The sequence below is a fragment of the Serratia sp. 2880STDY5682894 genome (genome assembly GCF_001537385.1).
GTDB lineage: Bacteria > Pseudomonadota > Gammaproteobacteria > Enterobacterales > Enterobacteriaceae > Serratia > Serratia nevei.
Genome location: NZ_FCJA01000012.1, coordinates 83166 through 109147, shown reverse-complemented (window position 1 = coordinate 109147; position 25982 = coordinate 83166). Strand labels below are relative to the sequence as shown.

The window sequence follows — 25982 nt, the reverse complement described above, 5'->3', positions numbered from 1 at the left end:
TTTCATCATCCATCCTGCTCCTATTCCATGCCCAGCTCTTTGAGCTTGCGGGTCAGGGTATTGCGCCCCCAGCCCAGCAGGCGCGCGGCTTCCTGTTTGTGCCCCTGAGTGTGGCGCAGCGCGGTGGTGAGCAGCGTGCGCTCCATTTCCGGCTGCGCTTCCGACAGCAGGTTTTGATGACCGGAACGCAGCGCGCGATCGGCCCACTGCGCCAGCAGCGTGGCCCAGCTGTCCGGCAGACTGTGGCTGGGGCTTTCCGGCGCGGCGGTTTCGAACAGCTCACCCGGCAGATCCTGGATCAGCACTTCCTGCCCGGCGGCCATCACCGTCAGCCAGCGGCAGGTGTTCTCCAGCTGGCGCACGTTGCCCGGCCAGGGCAGGCGGGTCAGCGCGGTTTCGGTTTCCGGGTGCAGGTTCTTGGCTTCGACGCCTAACTCTTTGGCGGCGATCTGCAGGAAGTGGCGCGCCAGCCGCGGGATGTCTTCACGGCGCTCGCGCAGCGGCGGCAGGTGTACGCGGATCACGTTCAGGCGGTGGAACAGATCCTCGCGGAACTTGCCTTCCTGCACCCGCAGCTCCAGGTTCTGGTGCGTGGCGGCGATGATGCGCACGTCGACCTTCACCGGCGCATAGCCGCCGACCCGGTAGAACTGGCCGTCCGCCAGCACCCGCAGCAGGCGCGTTTGCACGTCGAGCGGCATATCGCCGATCTCGTCGAGGAACAGTGTACCGCCGTCGGCCTGTTCAAAGCGGCCCTGACGGATTTGGTTAGCGCCGGTGAAGGCGCCTTTCTCGTGGCCGAACAGCTCGGACTCGATCAGATCCTTGGGGATGGCGGCCATGTTCAGGGCGATGAACGGCGACTTGGCGCGCGGGCTGTGGCGGTGCAGCGCATGCGCCACCAGCTCCTTGCCGGTGCCGGATTCGCCGTTGATCAACACGCTGATCGACGAACGCGACAGCCGGCCGATGATGCGAAACACGTCCTGCATCGCTGGCGCTTCGCCGATGATGTCCGCCGCCGGATCGCTGGCCGGCTGGCTGCGCACCGGCTGCTGCTGCTCCTGATAATGGCTGATGGCGCGCTCGACCAGCGCCACCGCTTCGTCGATGTCGAACGGCTTCGGCAGGTAGTCGAAGGCCCCTTGCTGATAGGCGCTGACGGCGGCGTCCAAATCCGAATGCGCGGTCATGATGATCACCGGCAGCATCGGATGGCGCTGTTTGATCTGCTTGAGCAGCGCCAGGCCGTCTATACCCGGCATGCGGATATCGGACAGCAGCACGTCGGGGGTTTGCGTGGCCAAGGCTTCCAGCACGTCATTGCCGCCTTCGAAGGTGGCGCAGCTCAGGCCCGCGCCGGTGAGCGCACGCTCAAGCACCCAGCGGATGGAGCTATCGTCATCGACGATCCAGACTATCCCTCGTTGCATAGCAAACCTCACTGACGAATGGGCAGGTAGACCGAGAATTCGGTATGACCTGGCCAACTGTTGAATTCAATTTTTCCGCAATGCTGATCGATAAGATTGCGGGCGATGGATAATCCCAGGCCGGTACCGCCTTCACGGCCGCTGACCATCGGGTAGAACAGCGTGTCCTGCAGCTGCGCCGGTACGCCGGGGCCGTCGTCTTCGACGTCGATGCGCGCCGCCAGGCGGTAGCGGGTGCCGTGCAACGTAATCTGAAACGCGGTGCGGGTGCGCAGCGTGATGGTGCCGCCCGCCTCGCCCAGCGCCTGCAGCGCGTTGCGGGTGATGTTCAGCAGCACCTGTTCAATCTGATCCGGGTCGTGGGCCATTTCCGGCAGGCTCGGATCGTAGTCGCGCACCAGCGTGACGTTATCCGGCATTTCCAGCGACACCAGCTGGCAGACGCGCTCCGCGACCTGATGAATGCTCTGGGTAATGTGCTGGCCGGGCCGCTGTGGGCCGAGCAGGCGATCCACCAGATTGCGCAGCCGATCGGCCTGCTCAATGATCACCTTGGTGTATTCGGTCAGCGCCGGATCGGGCAGCGCCTTGGCCAGCAGCTGCGCTGCGCCGCGCAGGCCGCCCAGCGGATTCTTAATCTCGTGCGCCAAACCGCGCACCAGATCGCGAGCCGCCACCTGTTGGGCATGCTGCAGCTGTTCCTGGCTCAGGCGGCGCTGATTGTCCATCGGCGCCAGCTCGACCAGGATATAGCCTTCCGGCAGCGCCTGAGCGGTCAGGGAAAGGATATGCGCGCGGCCGTCGACCACCAGGGTCACTTCGTTGTCGGTGAAGCCCTGACCGGCGCGCAGGCTTTCGCGCATCAAAGAGACGTTCAGCGAAAAATAACCGAGCAAATCGGGCAGCGGCGTGCCGAACAGCTTGCGGGAGCTTTGCGCCAGCAGCTGCTGTGCCGCCGGGTTGGCGTAGTGAACCGCCAGTGAGTCATCCAACAGCAGGATGCTGTTGATGAGTGAATTGAGGATCTGCCCAGCATCGGGCAGCTTGCCAGTTGCCATACAGCAGACTCCTGCACCTTTTTAGTGCATCTATCCTACTCCATCCGGGATCGGCGCGGTATGGAATAGTTTTGCAGAAAATACGGTGGAGAAAAAAACCCATCCGAAGATGGGCTGAAAGTTTCCACGGCAACAAAAAAGCGATAACAAAAATGTGGGCGCCGCCCGCCTGTGCAGACGGCGCGGGTAGGGCTTAGACGCTGTAGTACAGTTCGAACTCAACCGGGTGTGGCGTCATGCGAACGCGGTCCATCTCTTCTTTGCGCAGTTCGATGTAGGCATCGATCGCATCGTCGGTGAACACGCCGCCGCGGGTCAGGAACTCGCGGTCTTCGTTCAGTGCGGCCATTGCTTCGTCCAGCGAGCCGGCCACTTTTGGGATCTCGGCTTCTTCTTCCGGCGGCAGGTCGTACAGGTTTTTGTCCATGGCGTCGCCAGGGTGGATCTTGTTGATGATGCCGTCCAGGCCGGCCATCAGCAGCGCGGCGAAGCACAGGTATGGGTTAGCCGCCGGATCCGGGAAGCGGGCTTCGATGCGGCGCGCTTTCGGGCTGGAGACCACCGGGATACGGATGGACGCGGAGCGGTTACGGGCGGAGTAAGCCAGCATCACCGGCGCTTCGTAGCCTGGCACCAGACGCTTGTACGAGTTGGTGGTCGGGTTGGCCAGGGCGTTGATCGCTTTGGCGTGCTTGATGATGCCGCCGATGTAGAACAGCGCGGTTTCAGACAGGCCGCCGTATTTGTCGCCGGCGAACAGGTTGGTGCCGTTCTTGGACAGCGACATGTGGCAGTGCATGCCGGAACCGTTGTCGCCGAACATAGGCTTCGGCATGAAGGTCGCGGTTTTGCCGAAGGCGTGCGCCACGTTGTGCACCACGTATTTGTAGATCTGAATTTCGTCGGCTTTCTTGGTCATGGTGTTGAAGCGGGTTGCCACTTCGTTCTGACCGGCGGTTGCCACTTCGTGGTGGTGCGCTTCAACCACCAGGCCCATCTCTTCCATGGTCAGACACATGGTGGAACGCAGATCCTGCGAAGAGTCGACCGGTGGAACCGGGAAGTAACCGCCTTTCACCGCCGGACGGTGGCCTTTGTTGCCGCCGTCGTATTTTGTACCGGAGTTCCAGGCGCCTTCGATGTCGTCGATGGCCACGTGGGAACCGCGGATGCTGCTGCCGAAGCGGATGTCGTCGAACAGGAAGAACTCAGGCTCTGGCCCGAACAGCACGGTATCCGCGATGCCGGAGGAGCGCAGGAAGTCTTCGGCGCGTTTGGAGATGGAGCGCGGGTCGCGATCGTAGCCTTGCATGGTGCCCGGCTCGAGAATGTCGCAGCGAATGATCAGCGTAGGTTCTTCGAAGAACGGATCCAGAACCGCCGTGCTGGCGTCCGGCATCAGCACCATGTCAGATTCGTTGATACCCTTCCAACCACCGATAGAGGAGCCGTCAAACATTTTACCTTCTTCGAAGAAGTCGGCGTTTACCTGGTGAGCAGGGATAGTCACGTGCTGTTCCTTACCCTTGGTGTCAGTGAAACGCAGGTCTACGAATTTCACTTCATGCTCATTCAGCATCGTCAAAACGTGTTCAGCGGACATACTTAACTCTCCCGGTTTATCATTGTCGTCGTCGTGGAACGAATCTGTGGAACTGGCTTTTTTTCGCCTTGAAAAGACTAAAGCGAAAAGCGTGCCAACTTTTAGAAAAGGCTTTTATCGCCTCTCTGCGCGGGTTTTACCCAGCCACAGTATGCACCATCAACGATAAATTGCATTGTTATGGTGCAATAAGGGTGGGCGCGGGCACCGAAATGGTGCAAAAGTGCAACGATTGCGGCTTTTTGCACCGTGAAAGGGATCACAAACTGACCGGTACGCGGTTGTTTATAAGAGATGGTTGTGATCTTGTTTAGTCCCTCGCTTAATACGTGTACAATAGCGCGCTATTTCTAATGCCCGAGGCAAAGCTGTGATCGAAAATTTGCGTAACATCGCCATTATTGCCCACGTTGACCATGGTAAAACCACCCTGGTTGATAAGCTGCTGCAACAATCCGGTACTTTCGGAGAGCGTGCGGAAGCGACCGAACGCGTAATGGACTCCAACGATTTGGAGAAAGAGCGTGGGATTACCATCCTCGCAAAAAACACCGCCATTAATTGGAACGGTTACCGTATCAACATCGTGGATACCCCAGGACACGCCGACTTCGGCGGCGAGGTAGAACGCGTGATGTCGATGGTTGACTCGGTGCTGCTGGTTGTGGATGCAATGGATGGCCCTATGCCGCAAACCCGCTTCGTGACCAAGAAGGCCTTCGCCAACGGTCTGAAGCCGATCGTGGTCATCAACAAGGTTGACCGTCCTGGCGCGCGCCCTGACTGGGTTGTGGATCAGGTGTTCGATCTGTTCGTGAACCTCGACGCGACCGACGAGCAGCTCGACTTCCCGATCATCTACGCTTCTGCGCTGAACGGCATCGCCGGCGTCGACCACACCGACATGGCGGAAGACATGACCCCGCTGTATCAGGCGATCGTCGACCACGTGTCTGCGCCGCAGGTTGAGCTGGAAGCGCCATTCCAGATGCAGATCTCCCAGTTGGACTACAACAACTACCTGGGCGTTATCGGCATCGGCCGCATCAAGCGCGGTAAAGTGAAGCCGAACCAGCAGGTCACCATCATCGACAGCGAAGGTAAAACTCGCAACGGTAAAGTGGGCAAAGTGCTGGGCCACCTGGGTCTGGAGCGTATCGACAGCACCCTGGCGGAAGCGGGCGACATCATCGCCATCACCGGCCTGGGCGAGCTGAACATCTCCGACACCATCTGCGACACCAATGCCGTAGAAGCGCTGCCGGCGCTGTCCGTCGACGAGCCGACCGTAACCATGTTCTTCAACGTCAACACCTCGCCGTTCTGCGGTAAAGAAGGTAAGTACGTAACGTCGCGTCAGATCCTTGACCGTCTGAATAAAGAGCTGGTACACAACGTAGCGCTGCGCGTTGAAGAAACCGACGATGCGGACGCCTTCCGCGTATCCGGCCGTGGCGAACTGCACCTGTCGGTGCTGATCGAAAACATGCGTCGCGAAGGTTTCGAGCTGGCGGTTTCCCGTCCGAAAGTTATCTTCCGTGAAATCGATGGCCGCAAGCAGGAGCCATTCGAGAACGTAACGCTGGATATCGAAGAGCAGCATCAGGGTTCCGTGATGCAGGCGATGGGTGAGCGTAAAGCCGACCTGAAAAACATGGATCCGGACGGTAAGGGCCGCGTGCGTCTCGACTACGTGATCCCAAGCCGCGGTCTGATCGGCTTCCGTAACGAATTCATGACCATGACTTCGGGTACCGGCCTGCTGTATTCCACCTTCAGCCACTACGACGACGTGCGTCCGGGCGAAGTGGGCCAGCGTCAGAACGGCGTGCTGATCTCCAACGGCCAGGGCAAAGCGGTAGCGTTCGCGCTGTTCGGCCTGCAGGATCGCGGCAAGCTGTTCCTGGGCCACGGTGCAGAAGTGTATGAAGGCCAGATCATCGGTATTCACTCACGCTCTAACGACCTGACCGTAAACTGCCTGACCGGTAAGAAGCTGACCAACATGCGTGCTTCCGGTACTGACGAAGCGACTACCCTGGTTCCGGCCATCAAAATGACCCTGGAGCAAGCTCTGGAGTTCATCGATGACGACGAACTGGTAGAAGTGACGCCAACCTCGATCCGTATCCGTAAGCGTCACCTGACGGAAAACGATCGTAAGCGTGCCAGCCGCGGTCCTAAAGACGCTTAATCGCTGATTGAGTGTCTCATGCTTAGGGCGCGGTTCTCGCGCCCTGAGTTTTTTCCTCTGTTGTTCCCCGTTTGTGCGGCGCGCTATGCGCTTTTCCGTTCGCTCCCTGTTCAGCTGTTCCTTTTCCCGCTACAGTGAAATCTCACCGGCCCATCAGGAGAGGACTATGCTGTATATCTTTGATTTAGGTAATGTGATCGTCGATATCGATTTCAAGCGTGTGCTGGGCGTGTGGAGCAATTTGAGCGGCACGCCGTTGGCGGTGCTGTCCGATCGTTTCACCATGGGTGAGGTATTCCAGCAACATGAACGCGGTGAAATCAGCGACGAAGACTTCGCCGGCAAGCTGTGCGATGAAATGGGCATCGCGCTCAGCTTCGAGCAATTCGCCACCGGCTGGCAGGCGGTATTTGTCGCGCTGCGCCCGGAAGTGATCGACATCATGCAGCGCCTGCGCAACGAGGGTCACCGGGTGGTGGTGCTGTCGAACACCAACCGTCTGCACTGCAACTACTGGCCGCAGCACTATCCTGAAGTGGCCGCCGCCGCCGATCATCTTTATCTGTCGCAAGATCTCGGCATGCGCAAGCCGGAGGCCGATATCTATCAACATGTGCTGGCTGCGGAAAACACCGCCGCCGCCGACGCGGTGTTCTTCGACGATCACCCGGCGAACGTCCTCGCCGCGCAGGCGCTGGGGATCAAGACGGTGCACGTCACCGATCGCGACGTGGTGCCGGCCTATTTTGCCCAATGAGCGCAGGGCGCGTTAAGCTTAAGGCGTATCAACTGACATCAAGGAGTGACCATGTCGTTTTTCCGCCGCAAGAAGCTGCCCTCTGCGATTAAGCCCGGCGTCACCTTCGGACGGTTGCTGTACCAGCGTATCGATCACGATGGCCTGACGATGTTGGCGGGCCATCTCGCCTATGTTTCCCTGCTGTCGCTGGTGCCGCTGGTCACCGTGGTGTTCGCGCTGTTCGCCGCTTTCCCGATGTTTTCCGACATCAGCGAACAGCTGAAGAGCTTCATCTTTTCCAATTTCGTGCCGGCCGCCGGCAACGTCATACAGAACTACCTGGAACAGTTCGTCGCCAACTCCAACAAGATGACCGCCGTCGGCACCTGCGGGCTGATCGTCACCGCGCTGCTGCTGATCTCCTCGGTGGACAGCGTGCTGAACACCATCTGGCGCAGCAAGAACAAGCGGCCGATCGTCTTCTCCTTCGCCGTGTACTGGATGGTGCTGACGCTGGGGCCGCTGCTGGTGGGTGCCAGCATGGCCATCAGCTCCTACCTGCTGTCGCTCAACTGGCTGGCACAGACCGGCGTCAACGGTTTGGTGGATCAGGTGCTGCGCATCTTCCCGCTGATTTTGTCGTGCATCTCCTTCTGGCTGCTGTATTGCATCGTGCCGACGGTGCGGGTGCCGCCCAAAGACGCGCTGATTGGCGCGGTGGTGGCCGGATTGCTGTTCGAGCTGGGCAAGAAGGGATTCGCGCTGTACGTCACCATGTTCCCCTCCTATCAGCTGATTTACGGCGTGCTGGCGGTGATCCCGATTTTATTCCTGTGGGTCTACTGGAGCTGGTGTATCGTGTTACTCGGCGCGGAAATCACCGTGACCATCGGCGAATACCGCGACTACCGCCGGCAGAAGGCGGAGCAACAGGAGCAGAAACCAGAAGGGCAGCAGGAATGATTGCGTTGATTCAACGGGTGTTAAACGCCAGCGTCACGGTGGGTGGCGAGACGGTAGGCAAGATTGGCCCCGGTTTGTTAGTGTTATTGGGCGTGGAGCAGGGCGATAACGAGCAAAAAGCGCAGCGCCTGTGCGAACGCGTGTTGGGATACCGCATTTTCGGCGACGAGAACGACAAGATGAATCTCAACGTCCAGCAGGCCGGGGGCAGCGTGCTGGTCGTTTCGCAGTTCACCCTGGCGGCGGACACCCAAAAGGGCATGCGGCCCAGCTTCTCGCGCGGTGCTGCGCCGCAGGAAGCCGATCGGTTGTATCAATATTTTGTTGGCCAGTGCCGCGAACGCGGCGTAGAGACCCAGACCGGCGAGTTCGCCGCCGACATGCAGGTGGCGCTGGTCAACGATGGTCCGGTGACATTCTGGCTACAGGTCTAAGCATTCGGAGAACAGGCGTCTATGTATCACCTACGAGTACCCGTAACAGAGCAAGAACTGAAGGAGTATTACCAGTTTCGCTGGGAAATGCTGCGCAAGCCGCTGCACCAGCCGGTGGGTTCGGAAAAGGATGCCTATGACGCCATGGCCCATCACCAAATGGTGGTGGACGAGGCCGGTAAAATCGTCGCCATCGGGCGGCTGTACATCAATGCCGACAACGAGGCGGCGATCCGTTTTCTGGCGGTAGACCCGACTCTGCAGGATAAAGGGCTGGGGACGCTGGTGGCGATGACGCTGGAGTCCGTTGCGCGGCAGGAGGGCGTGAAGCGGGTGGTGTGTAGCGCTCGTGAGGACGCGGTGGACTTCTTCGCCAAGCTGGGGTTCGTCAATCAGGGGGAGATCACTGCGCCGCAGACCACCCCGATCCGCCACTTTTTGATGATCAAACCGGTAGCGACGCTGGACGATATCCTGCATCGCCCCGACTGGTGCGGCCAACTGCAGCAGGCCTGGTATGAACATATCCCGCTGAGCGAAAAGATGGGCGTGCGCATCAGCCAATACACCGGCCAGCGCTTCGTCACCACCATGCCGGAGATCGGCAACCAGAATCCACACCATACGCTGTTCGCCGGCAGCCTGTTCTCGCTGGCGACGCTGACCGCCTGGGGGCTGATTTGGCTGCTGCTGCGCGAGCGCCATCTCGGCGGCACCATCATTCTGGCGGACGCGCACATTCGCTACAGCAAACCGATCACCGGCAGGCCGCGGGCGGTGGCGGATCTCGGCTCGCTGAGCGGCGATTTGGCGCGTCTGGCGCGCGGCCGCCGCGCGCGCGTACACGCCGAAGTACATCTGTTCGGCGACGAGGATAAAGGCGCGGTGTTCGAAGGCACCTACATGGTGTTGCCGGCCGAGCCGGATGTGCCGTTGGATCAGGGCGGTTCTGAAGCGCTGGAAGAATAAGGCGGCGGCCCTGCCCTGAGGGCGGGCCGCGCAGTGCATTACGGCAGTTGTTGGTTCACCGCTTGGCCGTCGCCGGCGGTGGCCTGCAGATTGCCCTTCAACGAGGCTTTGAACGGCCCATCGCTGTTCAGCAGCCCTTTCAACTGCAGCTCAAGGTTGCCGTCGCCCGTCAGCGGCACCGGTTGCCATCCCCATTGCTGCAAAGTGTTGATCGGTACCGATCGGCCGTGCAGCGTCAGCTGGAACGGCTTGCCCGGCAGCTGATCGACGGTCGCTTTGGCCTCAAGCAACCCATTAGGCATAAAGGCGCTGAGCTCGGTGACGGCGATCTGATTGGCGTCGGCGTTCAGCGCCAGCGAAGGGCGCCGCACGTCTATCTTGTTGAAGGTCGCTTCGCTGCCGTTCAGGTTCAGCGAGCCGGACCAGATGCCCCATTGGCGATCGCGCGCCAGCAGCAGGTTGCTGCCGTAGCCGTCCAGCGCGGTGATCTGGAACGGGAATGCCGGGTTGATATCGATGATCAGATTGCGGTTGGTGGTCAGTTTAGTGACGTACACCTCCGCCAGCCAGTCCGGCAGCGGTTTCAGCCACAGCTCGCGCCAGTCGATCGGCAGGGTGTACTCCAGCGCCGCCATGGCCACTTCATCCAGCTGCAGGCGTTTGCCGGCGCGCAGCCAGTTGCCGGAGGTGCGCAGCAGCCCGCCTTCCCAGCGGGTGGTGAATTGCTGAATGGCGATGCCGGCGGAAGAGAGCCGCAGGGTGGCGATCGGGTCGATCAGGTGGAAACTGCCGTTGATCACGTCGCCGGCGTTGAAGTTGAGCGAGCCGTCTTCGCTGCGCCAGTCGCCTTTTTCGATGCTGACGTTTTGCAGCGACAGATCGAGATCGTTAAACGCCCATGCCTTGCCTTCCAGGCGCGCGTCGATCAGATCGAAACGCTTGAGGGTGACCGGCGGCAGCGTGGTAAAGCGCTGCATGAATTCCGCCAGCGTCAGCGGGGTCTGCATGCGCACGCCGCTCAGCCGCAGGCGATCCACCTGCCAACTGCCGTCGGCCGCGCGGCTGGCCACGCCGGTCAGATCGCCCTGCGCCAGATTGGCGCCGAAGTTGTTCAACAGCAGCTGGCCCTGTTTTTGCTCCCCCTGCACCAACACCTTCGAGGCGGGAATGCCGTTCAGCGTCATCGAACCGGCGCTGAACTGGAACTGGTTGTTGTCCCCCAGCAGATGGCCGGCCAGCGGGCGCCACGGCGTGATGCCGGCAGTGACCTGCTGCGCGTTGAGCTGCCACTCGCTATCGTTGGACTGCAACGCCATGTTGCTCAGCTGCAGCACGTCGGCCTGTACAGGCAGCGCCGCCGCCTGCGGCTGCACGTTCAGCGTGCCGTCGCGCAGCGTAACGCTGTGGAAATAGCGCGGTTCGGTGATTTGGCGCAGGCTGAGGCCGAGATCGACGCGTTTGGCGACCAGCGCCTGCGGCTGGCCGTTGCGCGCCAGCTGCACGTCTTCCAGAGCGATCTGGTCCGGCTGGCTCCACGAATGGGTGATTTTTCCTATCGACAGGCGGTATTCGCTGTTGTCGCTGATCCAGGCGCTCAGGCGGCCTGCTGCCCAGCGAGTTTGCCCGACCAGGTACAGTACCACCACCGCCAACACGATCAGCAGCAGCAACGTCAGCAACAGCTTTCCGATAAATTTCATCGTCTACATCCGCATCGGTCAAAAAAGATACCCTGTTTATGCCGCAATTGGCCGGGCATCTCAAGGGCAATGGTCTGATAGACAATAAAAAACGGCCGCAAGCGGCCGTTTGAACATCAATGGACGGGTTACTTTTTCTCGTGTTCCTGCGGGAACACCAGGTTCAGCACGATGGCGGTAATACCGCCGGCGGCGATGCCGGAAGAGAGCAGGGTTTTCAGCCAGTCCGGCGCGAACTGCAGGATCAGCGGCTGCTGGGAGACGCCCATGCCGACGGCCAGCGACAGCGCCATGATCATGATGGCGCGGCGGTTCAGACGCTCGCGCGACACGATGCGCACGCCAGAGGCGGCGATGGTGCCGAACATCACGATGGTCGCGCCGCCCAGGACCGGCTCGGGAATGTGCTGTACGAAGCCGGCCACCGCCGGGAACAGCCCCAGCGCGATCAGCATCAGCGCCACCACGAAGCCGACGTAGCGGCTGGCAACGCCGGTCAGCTGGATCACGCCGTTGTTCTGGCCGAAGCAGGAGTTGGGGAAGGTGTTGAACACCGCCGACAGCATCGAGTTCAGGCCGTTGGCCAGCACGCCGCCCTTCAGGCGCTTCATGTACAGCGGCCCGCTGACCGGCTGTTCGGAGACGTCGGAGGTGGCGGTGATGTCACCGATGGTTTCCAGCGAGGTGACCATAAAGATCAGCATCAGCGGCAGCAGCAGGTTCCAGTCGAAGCCCAGGCCGTAATAGAGCGGCGTGGGGATGGTGATCGCCGCCGTGGGGGCCGCCGGTGCGTCGGCGGGCAGCATGTCCATCGCCCAGGCCAACAGATAGCCGACCGCCATGGCGATCACCAGCGAAGCCACGCGCAGATAAGGGTTGCGCTGGCGGTTCAGCAGGATGATCACCGCCAGCACCGCGCCGGCCAGCAGCAGGTTTTTCGGCGAGCCGAAGCTGTGATCGTTCATCGCGGCGTAGCCGCCGCCGATCGAGGTCAGGCCGACCTGAATCAGCGACAGGCCGATGATCATCACCACGATGCCGGAAACCAGCGGGGTGATGATGCGGCGCGCCAGATGCAGCACGCGCGACAGCAAAATTTCGGTGCAGGAAGCGACCATCAGGGTGCCGAACAGCGCGGCCATCATGGTCGGCACGTCGGCGCCGCCGTTTTTCAGCGCCAGACCGCCCATGATCAGCGGCGAAACGAAGTTGAAGCTGGTGCCCTGAATCGACAGCAGCCCGGAACCCACCGGCCCCCAGGTTTTGATTTGCAGAATGGAAGCCAGACCGGAGGCGAACAGCGACATGCTGATGATGTGCTGGGTATCCTGTGCCGGCAGGCCCAGCGCCTGGCAGATCAGCAGGGCCGGAGTGATCACCGCGACGAACATCGCCAGCAGATGCTGGCCGGCGGCAAACAGCGTTTGCGGCAGCGGCGGGCGATCTTCCAGGCGATAAATCAGTTCACTGGCGCGGGGTTCTGAGGCGGCTTGGCGCGCGGCATCAAGCTCGGAGGATGACATGCTCATGGTGTGGCGTTTCCAGATACGGCAAAGCAGGCATTTTAATGCTCCGCCCCGCAAAAGCAAACGGTTGCGCGTAAATATTATGTTGCCGACTTTCTCGCTTATGTCGCATTTTCATTCATTTTTTCTTGTCATCTCAGCGTTTTTTACTTTTAATCCTGCACTCATCAAGTTTAAAAACTAAGTGGTTTTCTATAACTTATTATTTTTATTTGGATCTTTTCCCTTACATGGAGTACCTGGATGTTTCATCTTGATACTTATGGCACGTTAGTCGCGGCGACGCTGGTTTTGCTCCTCGGGGGCAAGTGCGTCAGAACCATTCCTCTGCTGCGAAAATATACCATTCCTGCTCCCGTCGCCGGCGGTTTGCTGGTGGCTCTCCTGCTGTTAGCCCTGAAAAAGCTCGTCAACTGGGAAATCAGTTTTGACATGTCGCTGAAGGACCCGCTGATGCTGGCCTTCTTCGCCACCATCGGCCTGAACGCCAACCTGGCGCGTTTGCGCGCCGGCGGCAAGGTGCTGGTGGTGTTCCTGTTCGTGGTGCTGGGGTTGCTTATCGTGCAGAACGCCATCGGTATCGGCATGGCGAAAATGCTGGGGCTGGATCCGCTGATGGGCCTGATCGCCGGGTCGATCACCCTGTCGGGCGGGCATGGTACCGGGGCGGCCTGGAGCAAGCTGTTCATCGAGCGCTACGGTTTTGAAAACGCGACGGAAGTCGCCATGGCCTGCGCCACCTTCGGGCTGGTGCTGGGCGGTCTGATCGGCGGCCCGGTGGCGCGCTATCTGGTCAAGCACTCCTCCACGCCGGAGGGCACCCCGGAAGACAGCGTGCAGCCGAGCGGCTTCGAGAAGCCGGAAAGCGGTCGCCTGATCACCTCGCTGGTGATGATCGAAACCATCGCCATGATCGCCATCTGTCTGAGCCTGGGGCAGCTGATTGCCGGCCTGCTGAGCGGCACGGTGTTTGAACTGCCGAACTTCGTTTGCGTGCTGTTCGTCGGGGTGATCCTCAGCAACACGTTGGCCTTCACCGGTTTCTATACCGTGTTCGAGCGGGCGGTATCGGTGCTGGGCAACGTCAGCCTGTCGCTGTTCCTGGCGATGGCACTGATGAGCCTGCGCCTGTGGGAGCTGGCCTCGCTGGCGCTGCCGATGCTGGCGATCCTGGCGGTGCAGACGCTGGTCATGGCGCTGTACGCGATCTTCGTTACCTACCGGGTGATGGGTAAAAACTACGACGCGGCGGTGCTGGCTGCCGGCCACTGCGGCTTCGGCATGGGCGCCACGCCGACGGCGATCGCCAACATGCAGGCGATCACCGATCGCTTCGGCCCGTCGCACGTGGCGTTTTTGGTAGTACCGATGGTGGGGGCGTTCTTTATCGATATCGCCAATGCCATCGTCATCAAGCTGTATCTGCTGCTGCCGGTGTTCCCGGCGGTGGGGTGATATCACGAGTCATAATGAAAAGGGCGCCTGCGGCGCCCTTTTTTATGCGTTGGAGTAGCGTGCCTTCTCCGGCAGCCAGCGTTCTATCAGCGCCTGGGCGTGCTCCGGATAGTGCTGATGGAGATGGCGAGCGACGCGCTGTACTTCGGGGATCATCGCCTGGTCGCGCAGCAGGTCCGCCACCTTGAATTCGGCGCTGCCGGTCTGGCGGGTGCCCAGCAGCTCGCCCGGGCCGCGGATCTCCAGATCGCGCTGCGCGATGACGAAGCCGTCGTTGCTGTCGCGCAGCACCTGCAGGCGCGTTTGCGCAGTCTTGCTCAGCGGCGTTTTGTACAGCAGCACGCAGTGTGAGGCCACGGCGCCGCGTCCTACGCGGCCGCGCAGCTGGTGCAGCTGCGCCAGGCCCAGCCGCTCCGGGTTTTCGATGATCATCAGGCTGGCGTTCGGCACGTCGACGCCGACTTCGATCACCGTAGTGGCGACCAACAGCTGCAGCTCGCCCTGTTTAAACGCCTGCATCACCGCCTGCTTTTCCTGCGCTTTCATGCGGCCGTGCACCAGCGCCACCTTCAGCTCCGGCAGCGCGGTTTTCAATTCTTCCCAGGTGGCTTCCGCCGCCTGCGCTTCCAGCAGTTCGGACTCTTCGATCAGCGTGCACACCCAGTAAGCCTGCCGCCCCTCTTCCAGACAGGCGCTCTTCACCCGTTGAATGATGTCGGCGCGGCGGGTATCGGGAATGGCGACGGTGGTCACCGGCGTGCGGCCCGGCGGCAGCTCGTCGATGACCGAGGTATCGAGATCGGCATAGGCGGTCATCGCCAGCGTGCGTGGGATCGGCGTGGCGGTCATGATCAGCTGATGGGCGTGGAAGCCCTGTTCTTCGCCTTTCTCCCACAGCGCCAGCCGCTGATGCACCCCGAAGCGGTGCTGCTCATCGATGATCACCAGCGCCAGGCCGTTAAATTGCACCTGCTCCTGGAAGATGGCGTGGGTGCCGACCACCATCGACACCTGACCGCTGGCGATGGCCTCCTGCTGCGCGATGCGCGCCTTGCCTTTCTGTTTGCCGGCCAGCCAGCCGACCTCCAGCCCCAGCGGTTCGAACCACTGGCGGAAATTGTTGGCGTGCTGCTCGGCCAGCAGCTCGGTCGGCGCCATCAGCGCCACCTGCTTGCCGTGCGCGATAGCGCGCAGCGCCGCCAGCGCCGCCACCAGCGTTTTGCCGGAGCCGACGTCGCCCTGCACCAGTCGCATCATCGGGAAGTCTTTTTGCATATCGGCTTCGATGTCGGCCACCACGCGCGTTTGCGCGCCGGTCGGCGAGAACGGCAGCTGGGCGAGAAAACGGTTTTTCAGCCGATCGTCTGGCAGCAGCGGCTGCGCCTGGTAACTCTGGGCGCCGGCGCGCACCGCCAGCATGCTGAGGTTATGCGCCAGCAGCTCTTCGAGGATCAGGCGTTTTTGCGCCGGGTGTTTGCCCAGCTCCAGATCCGCCAGCTGGATGTCCGGCGGCGGGCGATGCAGGGTGTGCAGCGCCTGCGGCAGGCTCATCAGGCCGCCGCTCAGCTCCGACGGCAGCAGTTCGGCGATGGCGCAGGTATCCAGCAGCTCCAGCGCCTGATCGGTCAGCTTGCGCAGCGTGGCTTGCCGCACCCCTTCGGTGGTGGGGTAGACCGGCGTCAGCGACTCCTGCAGCTCGACTTCGCTGGCTTCGCCCTGAATGCGGTATTCCGGATGGATGATCTCCGCGCCGTGGTTGCCGCGTTTGATCTCGCCGTAGGCGGTCACGCGGCGGCCGGTGGCCAGGCTGTTCTTCATCGCGGCGTTGAAGTTGAAGAACCGCATGGTGAGGATGCCGGTACCGTCGCTGATCTGGCTGGTCAGCATGCGGCGGCGGCCGAAGCTAATGTCGCTGCGCAGCACTTCTCCTTCTACCGTGGCGTAGATGCCCGGCAGCAGATCGTTGATCGGGTAGAGGCGAGTGCGGTCTTCGTAGCGCAGCGGCAGGTGCAGCAGCAGATCCTGAATGGTCTCGAGGCCAAGCTTGGCCAGTTTGCCCGCCTGGCTGGCGCCAACCCCGGAAAGCGTGGTGAGTGGGACAGCATCCAGCAGGCGGCCTTTCATTTGCGCACCGTCGCCTGCATGGCCGCCCACCATTCGGCGCTGGCGATCACCTGGCCCTGCTCGTCAATCTGCGGGCGTGGCAGCCCTTTGCGCTTGGCCACGTTGGCCAGCACCGGGTAGCCACCTTCGAACAGCAGACGCTGCTGCTCTTCTTCATCCAGCATGCTGTTGTCGCGGCGATACAGGCCGGCGTTCTGCCGCTGGCGCTGCGCTTCATACAGGATCAGCGCCGAGGCCACGGAGACGTTGAGCGATTGCACCATGCCGATCATCGGAATGACGATGTCCTGATCGGCCAGCGCCAGCGCTTCTTCGGTGATGCCGGTTTTTTCCTGGCCGAGCAGCACGCAGGTGGGCCGGGTGTAATCCACCTCGCGGAAATCGACCGCGCGTGCAGACAGATTGGTGGCCAGAATTTGCATGCCCTGCGCTTTCAGGTGACCGACCGCGTCGCCGATGGAGCGATGGGTTTTGACGCTGACCCAACTGTTGCTGCCGGCGGCGGAGGAAACCAGGGTGCGCATGCGGGTGGTGGGCCACACGGCGTGGACCTGATGCACGCCGACGGCGTCGGCGGTGCGGATAATGGCGGAGACGTTATGCGGTTTGTGCACTTGCTCCAGGCAGACCGTCAAATCCGGCTGCCGGGTCGCGAGCATTTCACAAATCCGCGCATAGCGTTCAGGACTCATAAGCGCTAGTTTCGGTTGCGGTTAACTTTGATCACATCCGGCATGATACGGATTTTACGCATAATGTTTGCCAAATGGATGCGATCGCGGGTGGTCAAGCGGATAAAGGCGCTATAAACCCGACCGTCTTTCTCTTCGGTGTTCAGGCTCTGAATATTGGACTCGGCCGCGTTGATCGCCGCCGTCAGGTTGGCCAGCGCGCCCTGGTGGTTGAACATGTCCACCTTGATCTCGGCGATGAACTCCTGCTCGGTCTCTTTATCCCACTCGACCGCCATGAACTTCTCAGGCTCTTTCTGATAGCCGCGAATATTGCGGCAGGATTCATGGTGGATCACCAGCCCTTTGCCCGGGCTGACGTGAGCGATAATCGGGTCGCCCGGAATCGGACGGCAGCACTTGGCGAAGGTGATCAACACCCCGTCGGCGCCCTTGATGGCCAGGTTACGCACGCCGGAGGAAGCGCCCAGGCTGGACTGATCGCCCTGCAGGTTCTTCGCCACCACCACGCTCATGGCGTTGCCGAGGCCGATTTCCGCCAGCAGATCGTCCAGCGTCGCCAGCTTCATGCGGTCCAGCTCGTGCTGAATGTTTTCCTGCGGGATTTCGGCCAGCTTGCGGCTGCCGCCCAACGCGTGGTTGAGCAGACGGCGGCCGAGGCCAACGGAGTCGTCGCGCTTGAGATTCTTCAGCATCTGGCGAATTTTGGCACGCGCTTTCGAGCTGACCACGAAGTTCAGCCAGGCGGCGTTGGGCCGCGCGCCCGGTGCGGTGATGATCTCGACGGTCTGGCCGCTGGTCAGCGACTGCGACAGCGGATATGGCTGACGATCGACGCGCGCGCCGACGCAGGCATGGCCGATATCGGTATGCACCGCATAGGCGAAATCGACCGGCGTGGCGCCGGCGGGCAGCTCGACGATGCGGCCTTCCGGGGTGAAAACGTAAATCTCATCCGGGAACAGATCGGATTTGACGCTCTCGATAAATTCAAACGAACTGCCGGCGCTTTGCTGCAGCTCCAGCAGGCTTTGCATCCAGCGCTGGGCGCGGATCTGCGCCGTGGTGCCGGTTTCGCCCTGTTCTCTTTCCTTGTAAGCCCAGTGCGCGGCCACCCCCATCTCAGCCATCTGATCCATGTCTTCGGTGCGGATCTGCACTTCGACCGGCACGCCGTGCGGGCCGATCAGCGAGGTATGCAGCGATTGATAGCCGTTGGCCTTGGGAATGGCGATGTAATCTTTCACTCGCCCCGGGCGCGGTTTGTACAGGCTATGCACCTGGCCGAGCACGCGGTAGCAGGTATCGACCTCTTTCACGATCACCCGGAACGCGTAGATATCCATGATGGAATGGAAACGCTGTTCTTTGAGGTGCATCTTGAGGTAGATGGAGTAGAGGTGTTTTTCCCGCCCGCTGACGCGACAGGCGATGCCGGCTTCGGTCAGCCGCCCTTCGATCTCGGAGAGGATTTTTTGAATCATCTCTTTGCGGTTGCCGCGCGCGGCTTTCACCACTTCCTTGATCACGCGATAACGGTTCGGGTACAGCGCCTCGAAGCCCAGCTCTTCCAGCTCGGTCTTCAGGTGATGAATACCCAGACGGTGGGCGAGCGGGCTGTAGATTTCCAGGGTTTCACGCGCGATGCGCCGGCGTTTGTCGGGGCGCAGCGAACCGAGGGTGCGCATGTTGTGCGTACGGTCGGCCAGCTTGATCAGCACGACGCGGATATCCTGCACCATCGCCATGATCATCTTGCGGAAGTTTTCCGCCTGCGCTTCTTTCTTGTCCTGGAACTTCAGCTTGTCGAGCTTGGAGACGCCCTCAACCAGTTCGGCGACGCTCTTGCCGAACAGCTGTTCCATATCTTGATAGGTGGCTGGGGTGTCTTCGATGACGTCGTGCAGCAATGCCGCCATCAGCGTCTCGTGATCGAGACGCATTTCCGCCAGAATGCAGGCCACGGCGACCGGGTGAGTAATGTAAGGCTCACCGCTGGAGCGTGTCTGGCCCTCGTGCGCGTCGCGCGCGACGAGGTATGCCTGTTTGAGGCGCTTAATCTGCTCCTCGGGCAGGTAACGTTGAATCAGCAGATTCAGGCTTTCAAACAGGTACAAGGCGGACTCGCAGTCTAATTAACGACGACCTTCAGCAATCGCGGTAACCGCTTGAATCTCTGCGGCCTCCTGCTCTTGCTGCTCCTGGCGCTCACGCACGTCGAGGATCTGGCTGGTGATCAGGCCTTCTTCGATTTCGCGCAGGGCGATAACGGTGTACTTGTCGTTCTCTTCCGGAACCAGTGCATCTTTGCCGCCGGTCTGGATCTGACGCGCCCGACGAGCAGCGACCAACACCAGGTCAAAACGGTTACCAATTTTCTCTACAGCGTCTTGAACAGTTACGCGTGCCATATTTGTGCTACTCCACAGGTGACGAAAAGACTGGGCATGATACTGAAACTGCCTTCAGTCTGCCAATAGTTTGCTGATTAAAGCGTCATGCCGCAGCAACTGGCGGCCCAAACGCAGGCGTTCGGCGCGAATGATGGTCTTCAGATCGGACAGCGCCAGATCGAAATCATCGTTCACAATCAGGTAATCGTACTCCGCATAATGCGTCATTTCCGCCACGGCCTGAGCCATGCGCTTGGCGATCACCTCTTCGGAATCCTGCCCGCGCCCGCGCAGGCGGCGGCCCAGTTCTTCCTTCGACGGCGGCAGAATGAAGATGCTGCGCGCCTGCGGCATTTTGGCGCGGATTTGCTGCGCGCCCTGCCAGTCGATATCCAGAAACACGTCTACGCCGGTCGCCAACACTTGTTCGATGGCGGCGCGCGAGGTGCCGTAATAGTTGCCGAACACTTCGGCGTGCTCAAGAAACGCGTCCTGCTCGATCATCCGGCGGAATTCGTCTTTCGAGACGAAGAAATAGTGTTCGCCGTGATTTTCACCCGGGCGGCTGTCGCGCGTGGTGTGCGAAACCGAAACCTGCGTGTCGTACAGCGGTTGCGTCTTTAACAAAGCCTGAATCAGACTTGATTTACCTGCGCCACTGGGAGCAGAGACAATATAAAGCGTGCCTTGAGCCATGATGATGTTCGTTGATAACGGTTGATATGCCAATAACAGCGGATGTGTATTTTCTCCGCACAGTATACACGGCTAACGCGCCGGGTGCAGCGTTAGCTCGCATTTTGCCCGCCGCTTTGCGCGGAAAAAGCGGCGAATGAGCGAATTTGCGCGTCGAAGGGCAACATTTCAGCTGTTTTGGCCTCGGCGGCGGCGCGTTGCCGCCCCGAGATCAGTGATCCGGATGCTGGTAGTTGAACACCGGCAGGCCGAGGCGGAAGCGCAGGGCGATCAGGCGCGCGCTCAGGCCGGCGACCAGCGTGAGGATCACCACCAGATTGTGCGGCAGGCTGAGGTGCTGCAGGCCGATATACAGCCAGGCGGCGCTGAAGGAGATGCCGGCGTAGATCTCTTTCTGGAAAACCAGCGGGATACGGTTGCAGAACATATCGCGCAGCACCCCGCCGAAGACGCCGGTGATCACCGCGGCGATGGCGGCGATAATCGCGCTGTGCCCCATATCCAGCGCCACCTGCGCGCCGATGATGGAGAAGACGATCAGGCCGACGGCGTCGAGCACCAGGAACAGGCGGCGCAGATGGCGCATCAGGGGGGCCACCCAGGTGGTGACGATCGCCGCTATCGCGACGATGACGATGTATTCCGGGTGTTTGACCCAGCCCAATGGAAAATGCCCGAGCAGCATATCGCGCACCGACCCGCCGCCGATCGCCGTGACCGAAGCGATGATGATCACGCCGAACATGTCCATTTGGCGGCGGCCGGCCGCCAGCGCGCCGGTCATGGCTTCGGCGGTGATGCCGATGATATAAAGGATGCTCAGTAACATAAGGGATTCACAGCGTACTTGCGTCAGAATGATGGCCGGCAGGGTAATCGCCGCCGATGGCGCGCGCCACTGAGTTTTTTTCACTGATGGTGTTTCGGATTAATTTAGCTAATCCAAAATCCGTTTTTATTGCCGATAACCAGCCTTTTTTAACATCTGGCTGTTGATAAAAGCATTAGAAATTTCGCGCTGGTTTCCATCGCTGACTATGCTTTTTGCAGCTAATCCTTCAACCGAGAAACCGAGACTGCAGATGAAATACTCCCCGAAACTGGCCGCCGGCGCCGTGGTGGCCGCCCTGCTGCTGAGCGGCTGCGTGGCGCCAGGCCATCAGGCTGTGTCACCCGCTCCGGCTTGCCACACCGGCGATCCGATGATGCAAACAACGCTCTACTTCGGCCTGAATCGCCCGGCGGGGCCGGCGATCACCGCCGCCGAGTGGCAAACCTTCGTCGACAGCCAGGTGACGCCGCGTTTTAAAGACGGGCTGACGGTCTTTGATGCCAAAGGGCAGTGGCTGGGCCACGACGGCAAGCTGGCGCGCGAGAACAGCAAGGCGCTGCTGTTGATCCATGCGCCGGGCAAAGAGAGCGAGGCGAATATCGAGGCGCTGCGCAGCGGCTATAAGCAGCAGTTTGCGCAGGATTCGGTGATGCGGGTGGATGCGCCGGTGTGCGTGGCGTTTTAAAGCGAACTCCCGGCCATGCGGCCGGGAGTGGGGATTACAGCACCAGGCCGGCGATGGCCGCTGACAGCAGGCTCACCAGCGTCGAGCCATAAACCAGCTTCAGGCCAAAACGGGAAACTACGTTGCCTTGCTGCTCGTTCAGCCCCTTGATGGCGCCGGCGACGATGCCGATGGAGGCGAAGTTGGCGAACGACACCAGGAACACCGACAGAATACCTAGCCCGCGCGGCGACAGCTCCGCCGCGATTTTCTTCAGCTCAATCATCGCCACGAATTCGTTGGCCACCAGCTTGGTCGCCATGATGCTGCCCGCCTTCAGGGCCTCCTCCGCCGGGATGCCGATCAGCCAGGCCAGCGGATAGAACACATAGCCGAGGATCTGCTGGAAGCTGATGCCGAGCACCGCGGAGAACAGCGCATTGACGGCGGAGATCAGCGCGATAAAGCCGATCAGCATCGCCGCGATGATCATCGCAATCTTGAAGCCGGCCAGAATGTACTCGCCCAACATTTCGAAGAAGCTCTGATCTTCATGCAGTTTGTTCAGCTTCAGCTCCGGCTCGTCTTCGACCTGATACGGGTTGATGATCGACAGAATGATGAAGGTGCTGAACATATTAAGGATCAATGCCGCCACCACGTACTGCGCGTCGATCATCGACATGTAGGCGCCGACGATGGAGAGCGATACCGTCGACATGGCGGTCGCGGCCATGGTGTACATGCGGCGCGGCGAGATATCGCCGATGATGCCTTTATAGGCGATGAAGTTCTCCGACTGCCCCAGCACCAGCGTGCTGACGGCGTTGAACGACTCCAGCTTGCCCATGCCGTTGACCTTGGATAGCAGGGTGCCGACCAGGCGGATGATCAGCGGCAGGATGCGGAAATGCTGCAAAATGCCGATCAGGGCGGAAATAAAGATGATAGGGCACAAAACGCCGAGGAAGATGAACGCCAGGCCATCCTTGCTCATGCCGCCGAACACGAACTCCGATCCTTGGGCGGCGTAGGCGAGCAGGGTGTCGAAGAAGCCGGCGACGTGTTTGATCACGCTGAGCCCGCTGGCGGAGTGCAGGAAGAAATAGGCCAGCGCGCCTTCGATCACCAGCAGCTGGATGATATAGCGCAGGCGGATTTTCTTGCGATTATTGCTGACCAGCAGCGCCAGGGCGATGATCACCACCAGAGCCATAATAAATTGCAGAATTTGTGGCATAAACGGTCCGTACGGTTCACGGGCAGAGAAAAAACACATTTAGCCACAGCATCGACGTCCTTTCATTACCTTGCGTGATAATTAGAACAAAATACTTATGGCATGCGGGATATCTTGCCAAATGTCATCCACACGCGCTGTCCGGCAGTTTTTCATAAGCTTCCCGGTGAGCCGGTTCCCCAGGGGCCTGCCGGCTCGCAACCTGATGCAATCACTGTCACTCGCGTGCAAACGCCTGGAATCTGGCTCGCAACTGGTGCTTTTTCATGGCGTAAAGCGTGGTTTTCTCGAGGGAGGCAAAGAAAAATGCCTGAACAAGGCGCCACGACCGGCGCATCTTCTCGGATAAGGAGGCGAACAATGAATACCGGCACGTTGCTCAGGGCGCTGGCCAACGGGGTTAATCCCGACACCGGTGAGCTGTTGAGACCGGCTTCGGCGGCCTGCGCGCCGGAGGCTATCCGCCTGCTGTTCGCGTTGGCCAACGAGTTCGACGGTGAAGCCGAACTGCAGAAAAAAGCCCGGCTGACGCCGGAGGAGAAGCGGCAGAAGAATCTGGCCGAGGGGCGGCCGGCCAATGCCTACTTCCCTTGGCCGGAAGAAGAAAAGCTGAGGTTGCGCGAGAGCCATGCGGCCGGGGCGACGCTGGAAGCGCTGAGCGATGAGTTTGAACGCTCAACCTGGAGCATTGCGGTGCAGCTGCAGAAAATGGGGCTGATGGGCGAAGAGCAGGTGGCCGCTTATCGCTGAGCTGCAGCCATAAAAAAGCCCGCTTGGCGCGGGCTTGATGGCGTGCGGGGCAGGATCACTCGATGTTCTGGATCTGCTCGCGCATTTGCTCGATCAGCACTTTCAGCTCGATGGCGGAAGCGGTGACGTCGGCATTGATCGACTTGGAGGCCAGGGTGTTCGATTCGCGGTTGAACTCCTGCATCATGAAGTCGAGGCGGCGGCCGACGGCTTCTTTCTTCTTCAGGATGTTGTGCGTCTCTTTCACGTGCGCTTCCAGACGGTCCAGCTCTTCGGCGACGTCGATGCGCTGCGCCATCAGCACCAGCTCCTGCTCCAGGCGGGTGTTTTCCAGCTGTACCTGCGCCTCTTCCAGCTTGCTGACCAGGCGTTCGCGCTGCCATTGCAGGATGTTCGGCATCTGGGCGCGCACTTTGACCACTTCGGCGCTGACGCCGTCGAGGCGTTGTTCAATCAGCGTTTTCAGCGCGGCGCCTTCGCTTTCGCGTGCGACGATGAAGTCATCCAGCGCGCCGTCCAGCGCCTGCATCAGCTCGGCGCTGATGGCGTCCAGATCCTGCTCCTGCGCGGACATCACGCCCGGCCAGCGCAGCACGTCGATCGGGTTGATTTCCCCTTCGTCGCTCTGCATTTTCACCCAGTTGGCGGCTTCAACCAGCTGTTTGGCCAGTTTTTCGTTCAGGATCAGCGAGCTTTGCGCGCTTGGATCCAGTTCGAAACGCAGGTTGCATTCGACTTTGCCGCGGGTCAGGCGGCCACGGATACGTTCACGGATCACCGGCTCCAGGCTGCGGAATTGTTCCGGCAGGCGGATGTAGGTTTCTAAGTAGCGCTGGTTAACGGAACGCAGCTCCCAGGCTGCGCTGCCCCATTCACCCTTGATTTCACGCCGGGCGTAGGCGGTCATGCTGCGGATCATTGATGCGTACCCGTAATAGGAAAAGATGGGGCGATTATAGCGTCGCGGCTGCGGGCAGGATAGGCATTACGTCACGAAGCCCGTATAATGCGCAGCCAATAGTTGATTTGAAGCCGGAGAGAGCCCATGCGTCCTGCAGGCAGAGCACCACAGCAAGTTCGCCCCCTGACACTGACCCGTCACTATACCAAACACGCTGAAGGTTCAGTGCTGGTTGAGTTTGGCGATACCAAAGTCTTGTGCACCGCCACGGTAGAAGAGGGCGTTCCGCGCTTCCTGAAAGGCCAGGGGCAAGGTTGGATCACCGCCGAGTACGGTATGCTGCCGCGCTCCACCCACAGCCGCAATGCCCGTGAAGCCGCCAAAGGCAAGCAGGGTGGCCGCACGCTGGAGATCCAGCGCCTGATCGCGCGCTCGCTGCGCGCCGCGGTGGATCTGAAAAAGCTCGGTGAATTCACCATCACCCTCGACTGCGACGTACTGCAGGCCGACGGCGGTACCCGCACCGCCTCCATCTCCGGCGCCTGCGTGGCGCTGGCCGATGCGCTGAACACGCTGGTGGCCAACGGCAAGCTGAAAGCCAACCCGATGAAGGGCATGGTGGCGGCGGTTTCCGTCGGCATCGTCAATGGCGAAGCGCTGTGCGATCTGGAGTATGTGGAGGATTCCGCGGCGGAAACCGACATGAACGTAGTGATGATGGAAGATGGCCGCATGATTGAAGTGCAGGGTACCGCCGAAGGCGAGCCGTTCAGCCACGATGAGCTGTTGGCGCTATTGGCGCTGGCCCGAGGGGGCATCGAAACCATCTTCCAGGCGCAGAAAGCGGCGCTGGCGGACTGATTTTTTAAGGCGACTGAGAAGTCGCCTTTTTTATGCCCGACGATCGGGCGGCAGTAATGACAAGACCCAAGCAGATTCAGACGAGGAGAAGCAGTAATGAAAGCCTATCAGCGCCAGTTTATCGAGTTCGCGCTTAACAAGCAGGTATTGAAATTCGGCGAGTTCACCCTGAAGTCCGGCCGCACCAGCCCGTATTTCTTCAATGCCGGCCTGTTTAATACCGGGCGCGATCTTGCGCTGTTGGGGCGCTTCTACGCCGAAGCCCTGATGGACTCCGGCATCGATTTCGACCTGCTGTTTGGCCCGGCCTATAAAGGTATTCCTATTGCCACCACTACGGCGGTGGCGTTGGCGGAACACCATGAGCGCGACGTGCCTTACTGCTTTAACCGCAAGGAAGCCAAGACCCACGGCGAAGGCGGTTCGCTGGTAGGCAGCCCGCTGCAGGGGCGCGTGATGTTGGTAGACGATGTGATCACCGCCGGCACCGCGATCCGCGAGTCGATGGAAATCATCGGCGCCAGCGGCGCTTCGCTGGCGGGCGTGCTGATCTCCCTCGACCGTCAGGAACGCGGCCGCGCGGATATCTCCGCCATTCAGGAAGTGGAACGCGACTATCACTGCAAGGTGATTTCAATCGTGACGCTGAAGGACCTGATCGCCTATCTGGAAGAGAAACCGGAAATGGCGGACCACCTGGCGGCGGTGCGCGCTTACCGCGAGCAGTACGGGGTGTAAGTAAAAACGCCGGGCAT

23 protein-coding genes are annotated in these 25982 nt (G+C 60.6%); 10 read left to right on the top strand and 13 right to left on the bottom strand.

Features of this window, described 5'->3' with window-relative positions; translation table 11 throughout:
* Positions 1 to 20 precede the first annotated feature (20 nt).
* The 3 genes from glnG to glnA form a co-directional block, all read right to left on the bottom strand.
* Complete coding sequence (glnG, locus tag AWX27_RS22020) at positions 21 to 1433, bottom strand: nitrogen regulation protein NR(I) (RefSeq protein WP_015379452.1); 1413 nt, start codon at positions 1431 to 1433, stop codon at positions 21 to 23.
* 8 nt (positions 1434 to 1441) lie between these two features.
* A complete protein-coding gene (gene glnL, locus AWX27_RS22015; RefSeq protein ID WP_004931246.1) occupies positions 1442 to 2491 on the bottom strand; it encodes a nitrogen regulation protein NR(II) in 1050 nt (349 codons plus the stop codon).
* 193 nt (positions 2492 to 2684) lie between these two features.
* Positions 2685 to 4094, bottom strand: a complete 1410-nt coding sequence (gene glnA, locus AWX27_RS22010; protein ID WP_019452181.1) for a glutamate--ammonia ligase — start codon at positions 4092 to 4094, stop codon at positions 2685 to 2687.
* Between the two features lie 370 nt (positions 4095 to 4464).
* On the opposite strand from glnA, the gene typA reads away from it, so the two are divergent.
* The 5 genes from typA to fabY all read left to right on the top strand — a co-directional run bounded on the left by typA (position 4465) and on the right by fabY (position 9393).
* The gene (gene typA / locus AWX27_RS22005; protein WP_004931243.1) at positions 4465 to 6288 is read left to right on the top strand and encodes a ribosome-dependent GTPase TypA; all 1824 of its coding nucleotides are present in this window, start codon (positions 4465 to 4467) and stop codon (positions 6286 to 6288) included.
* A 166-nt stretch (positions 6289 to 6454) separates the two neighbouring features.
* Complete coding sequence (gene yihX, locus AWX27_RS22000; protein WP_060425015.1) at positions 6455 to 7045, top strand: glucose-1-phosphatase; 591 nt, start codon at positions 6455 to 6457, stop codon at positions 7043 to 7045.
* Between the two features lie 51 nt (positions 7046 to 7096).
* Positions 7097 to 7990 (top strand): virulence factor BrkB family protein, encoded by an 894-nt coding sequence (locus tag AWX27_RS21995; RefSeq protein WP_049201866.1) that lies wholly within the window; start codon positions 7097 to 7099, stop codon positions 7988 to 7990.
* Positions 7987 to 8424 carry a D-aminoacyl-tRNA deacylase gene (gene dtd, locus AWX27_RS21990; RefSeq protein WP_025304712.1) on the top strand — a complete coding sequence of 146 codons (438 nt, stop codon included), beginning with the start codon at positions 7987 to 7989 and terminating at the stop codon, positions 8422 to 8424. Before AWX27_RS21995 ends, dtd begins: the two co-directional genes overlap by 4 nt.
* A 21-nt stretch (positions 8425 to 8445) precedes the next feature.
* Complete coding sequence (gene fabY / locus AWX27_RS21985; protein WP_004931235.1) at positions 8446 to 9393, top strand: fatty acid biosynthesis protein FabY; 948 nt, start codon at positions 8446 to 8448, stop codon at positions 9391 to 9393.
* A gap of 38 nt (positions 9394 to 9431) precedes the next feature.
* Here the strand turns inward: fabY and AWX27_RS21980 are convergent, their stop codons facing one another.
* Complete coding sequence (locus AWX27_RS21980) at positions 9432 to 11093, bottom strand: AsmA family protein (RefSeq protein ID WP_060425012.1); 1662 nt, start codon at positions 11091 to 11093, stop codon at positions 9432 to 9434.
* A gap of 128 nt (positions 11094 to 11221) precedes the next feature.
* On the bottom strand, positions 11222 to 12622 hold the full coding sequence (locus tag AWX27_RS21975; protein WP_019452186.1) for a nucleobase:cation symporter-2 family protein: 1401 nt from the start codon (positions 12620 to 12622) through the stop codon (positions 11222 to 11224).
* Between the two features lie 240 nt (positions 12623 to 12862).
* On the opposite strand from AWX27_RS21975, the gene gltS reads away from it, so the two are divergent.
* Complete coding sequence (gltS, locus tag AWX27_RS21970) at positions 12863 to 14074, top strand: sodium/glutamate symporter (protein ID WP_038872558.1); 1212 nt, start codon at positions 12863 to 12865, stop codon at positions 14072 to 14074.
* A 42-nt stretch (positions 14075 to 14116) separates the two neighbouring features.
* On the opposite strand, the gene recG is transcribed toward gltS, so the two are convergent.
* The 6 genes from recG to AWX27_RS21940 form a co-directional block, all read right to left on the bottom strand.
* Complete coding sequence (gene recG / locus AWX27_RS21965; protein ID WP_060425010.1) at positions 14117 to 16198, bottom strand: ATP-dependent DNA helicase RecG; 2082 nt, start codon at positions 16196 to 16198, stop codon at positions 14117 to 14119.
* Positions 16195 to 16890: a tRNA (guanosine(18)-2'-O)-methyltransferase TrmH gene (gene trmH / locus AWX27_RS21960; RefSeq protein WP_060425007.1), complete on the bottom strand. Its 696-nt coding sequence runs from the start codon at positions 16888 to 16890 to the stop codon at positions 16195 to 16197. Before trmH ends, recG begins: the two co-directional genes overlap by 4 nt.
* A gap of 5 nt (positions 16891 to 16895) precedes the next feature.
* Positions 16896 to 19007 (bottom strand): bifunctional GTP diphosphokinase/guanosine-3',5'-bis pyrophosphate 3'-pyrophosphohydrolase, encoded by a 2112-nt coding sequence (spoT, locus tag AWX27_RS21955; protein ID WP_019452189.1) that lies wholly within the window; start codon positions 19005 to 19007, stop codon positions 16896 to 16898.
* Positions 19008 to 19025: 18 nt separating this feature from the next.
* Positions 19026 to 19301, bottom strand: a complete 276-nt coding sequence (rpoZ, locus tag AWX27_RS21950; RefSeq protein WP_004931221.1) for a DNA-directed RNA polymerase subunit omega — start codon at positions 19299 to 19301, stop codon at positions 19026 to 19028.
* Between the two features lie 54 nt (positions 19302 to 19355).
* Complete coding sequence (gmk, locus tag AWX27_RS21945) at positions 19356 to 19979, bottom strand: guanylate kinase (RefSeq protein WP_004931218.1); 624 nt, start codon at positions 19977 to 19979, stop codon at positions 19356 to 19358.
* A gap of 211 nt (positions 19980 to 20190) precedes the next feature.
* Positions 20191 to 20808, bottom strand: coding sequence for a trimeric intracellular cation channel family protein (locus AWX27_RS21940; protein ID WP_025304704.1), 618 nt, complete (start codon positions 20806 to 20808; stop codon positions 20191 to 20193).
* A 253-nt stretch (positions 20809 to 21061) separates the two neighbouring features.
* Between AWX27_RS21940 and AWX27_RS21935 the strand changes: the two genes are divergently transcribed.
* Positions 21062 to 21496 (top strand): DUF3574 domain-containing protein, encoded by a 435-nt coding sequence (locus tag AWX27_RS21935; RefSeq protein WP_060425005.1) that lies wholly within the window; start codon positions 21062 to 21064, stop codon positions 21494 to 21496.
* 34 nt (positions 21497 to 21530) lie between these two features.
* On the opposite strand, the gene AWX27_RS21930 is transcribed toward AWX27_RS21935, so the two are convergent.
* Positions 21531 to 22715, bottom strand: coding sequence for a NupC/NupG family nucleoside CNT transporter (locus tag AWX27_RS21930; RefSeq protein WP_004931212.1), 1185 nt, complete (start codon positions 22713 to 22715; stop codon positions 21531 to 21533).
* Positions 22716 to 23075: 360 nt separating this feature from the next.
* Here AWX27_RS21930 and AWX27_RS21925 point away from each other — a divergent pair, with 360 nt between their 5' ends.
* The gene (locus AWX27_RS21925) at positions 23076 to 23465 is read left to right on the top strand and encodes a hypothetical protein (protein WP_060425004.1); all 390 of its coding nucleotides are present in this window, start codon (positions 23076 to 23078) and stop codon (positions 23463 to 23465) included.
* 55 nt (positions 23466 to 23520) lie between these two features.
* Here AWX27_RS21925 and AWX27_RS21920 read toward each other — a convergent pair whose 3' ends face one another.
* Entirely contained in the window at positions 23521 to 24384 is an 864-nt protein-coding gene (locus tag AWX27_RS21920) for a YicC/YloC family endoribonuclease (protein ID WP_015379441.1), read from the bottom strand.
* Between the two features lie 126 nt (positions 24385 to 24510).
* On the opposite strand from AWX27_RS21920, the gene rph reads away from it, so the two are divergent.
* Together rph and pyrE are read left to right on the top strand one after the other, a co-directional pair.
* Positions 24511 to 25227: a ribonuclease PH gene (rph, locus tag AWX27_RS21915; protein ID WP_025160305.1), complete on the top strand. Its 717-nt coding sequence runs from the start codon at positions 24511 to 24513 to the stop codon at positions 25225 to 25227.
* A gap of 96 nt (positions 25228 to 25323) precedes the next feature.
* Positions 25324 to 25965, top strand: a complete 642-nt coding sequence (gene pyrE / locus AWX27_RS21910; protein ID WP_004931204.1) for an orotate phosphoribosyltransferase — start codon at positions 25324 to 25326, stop codon at positions 25963 to 25965.
* Positions 25966 to 25982 lie beyond the last annotated feature (17 nt).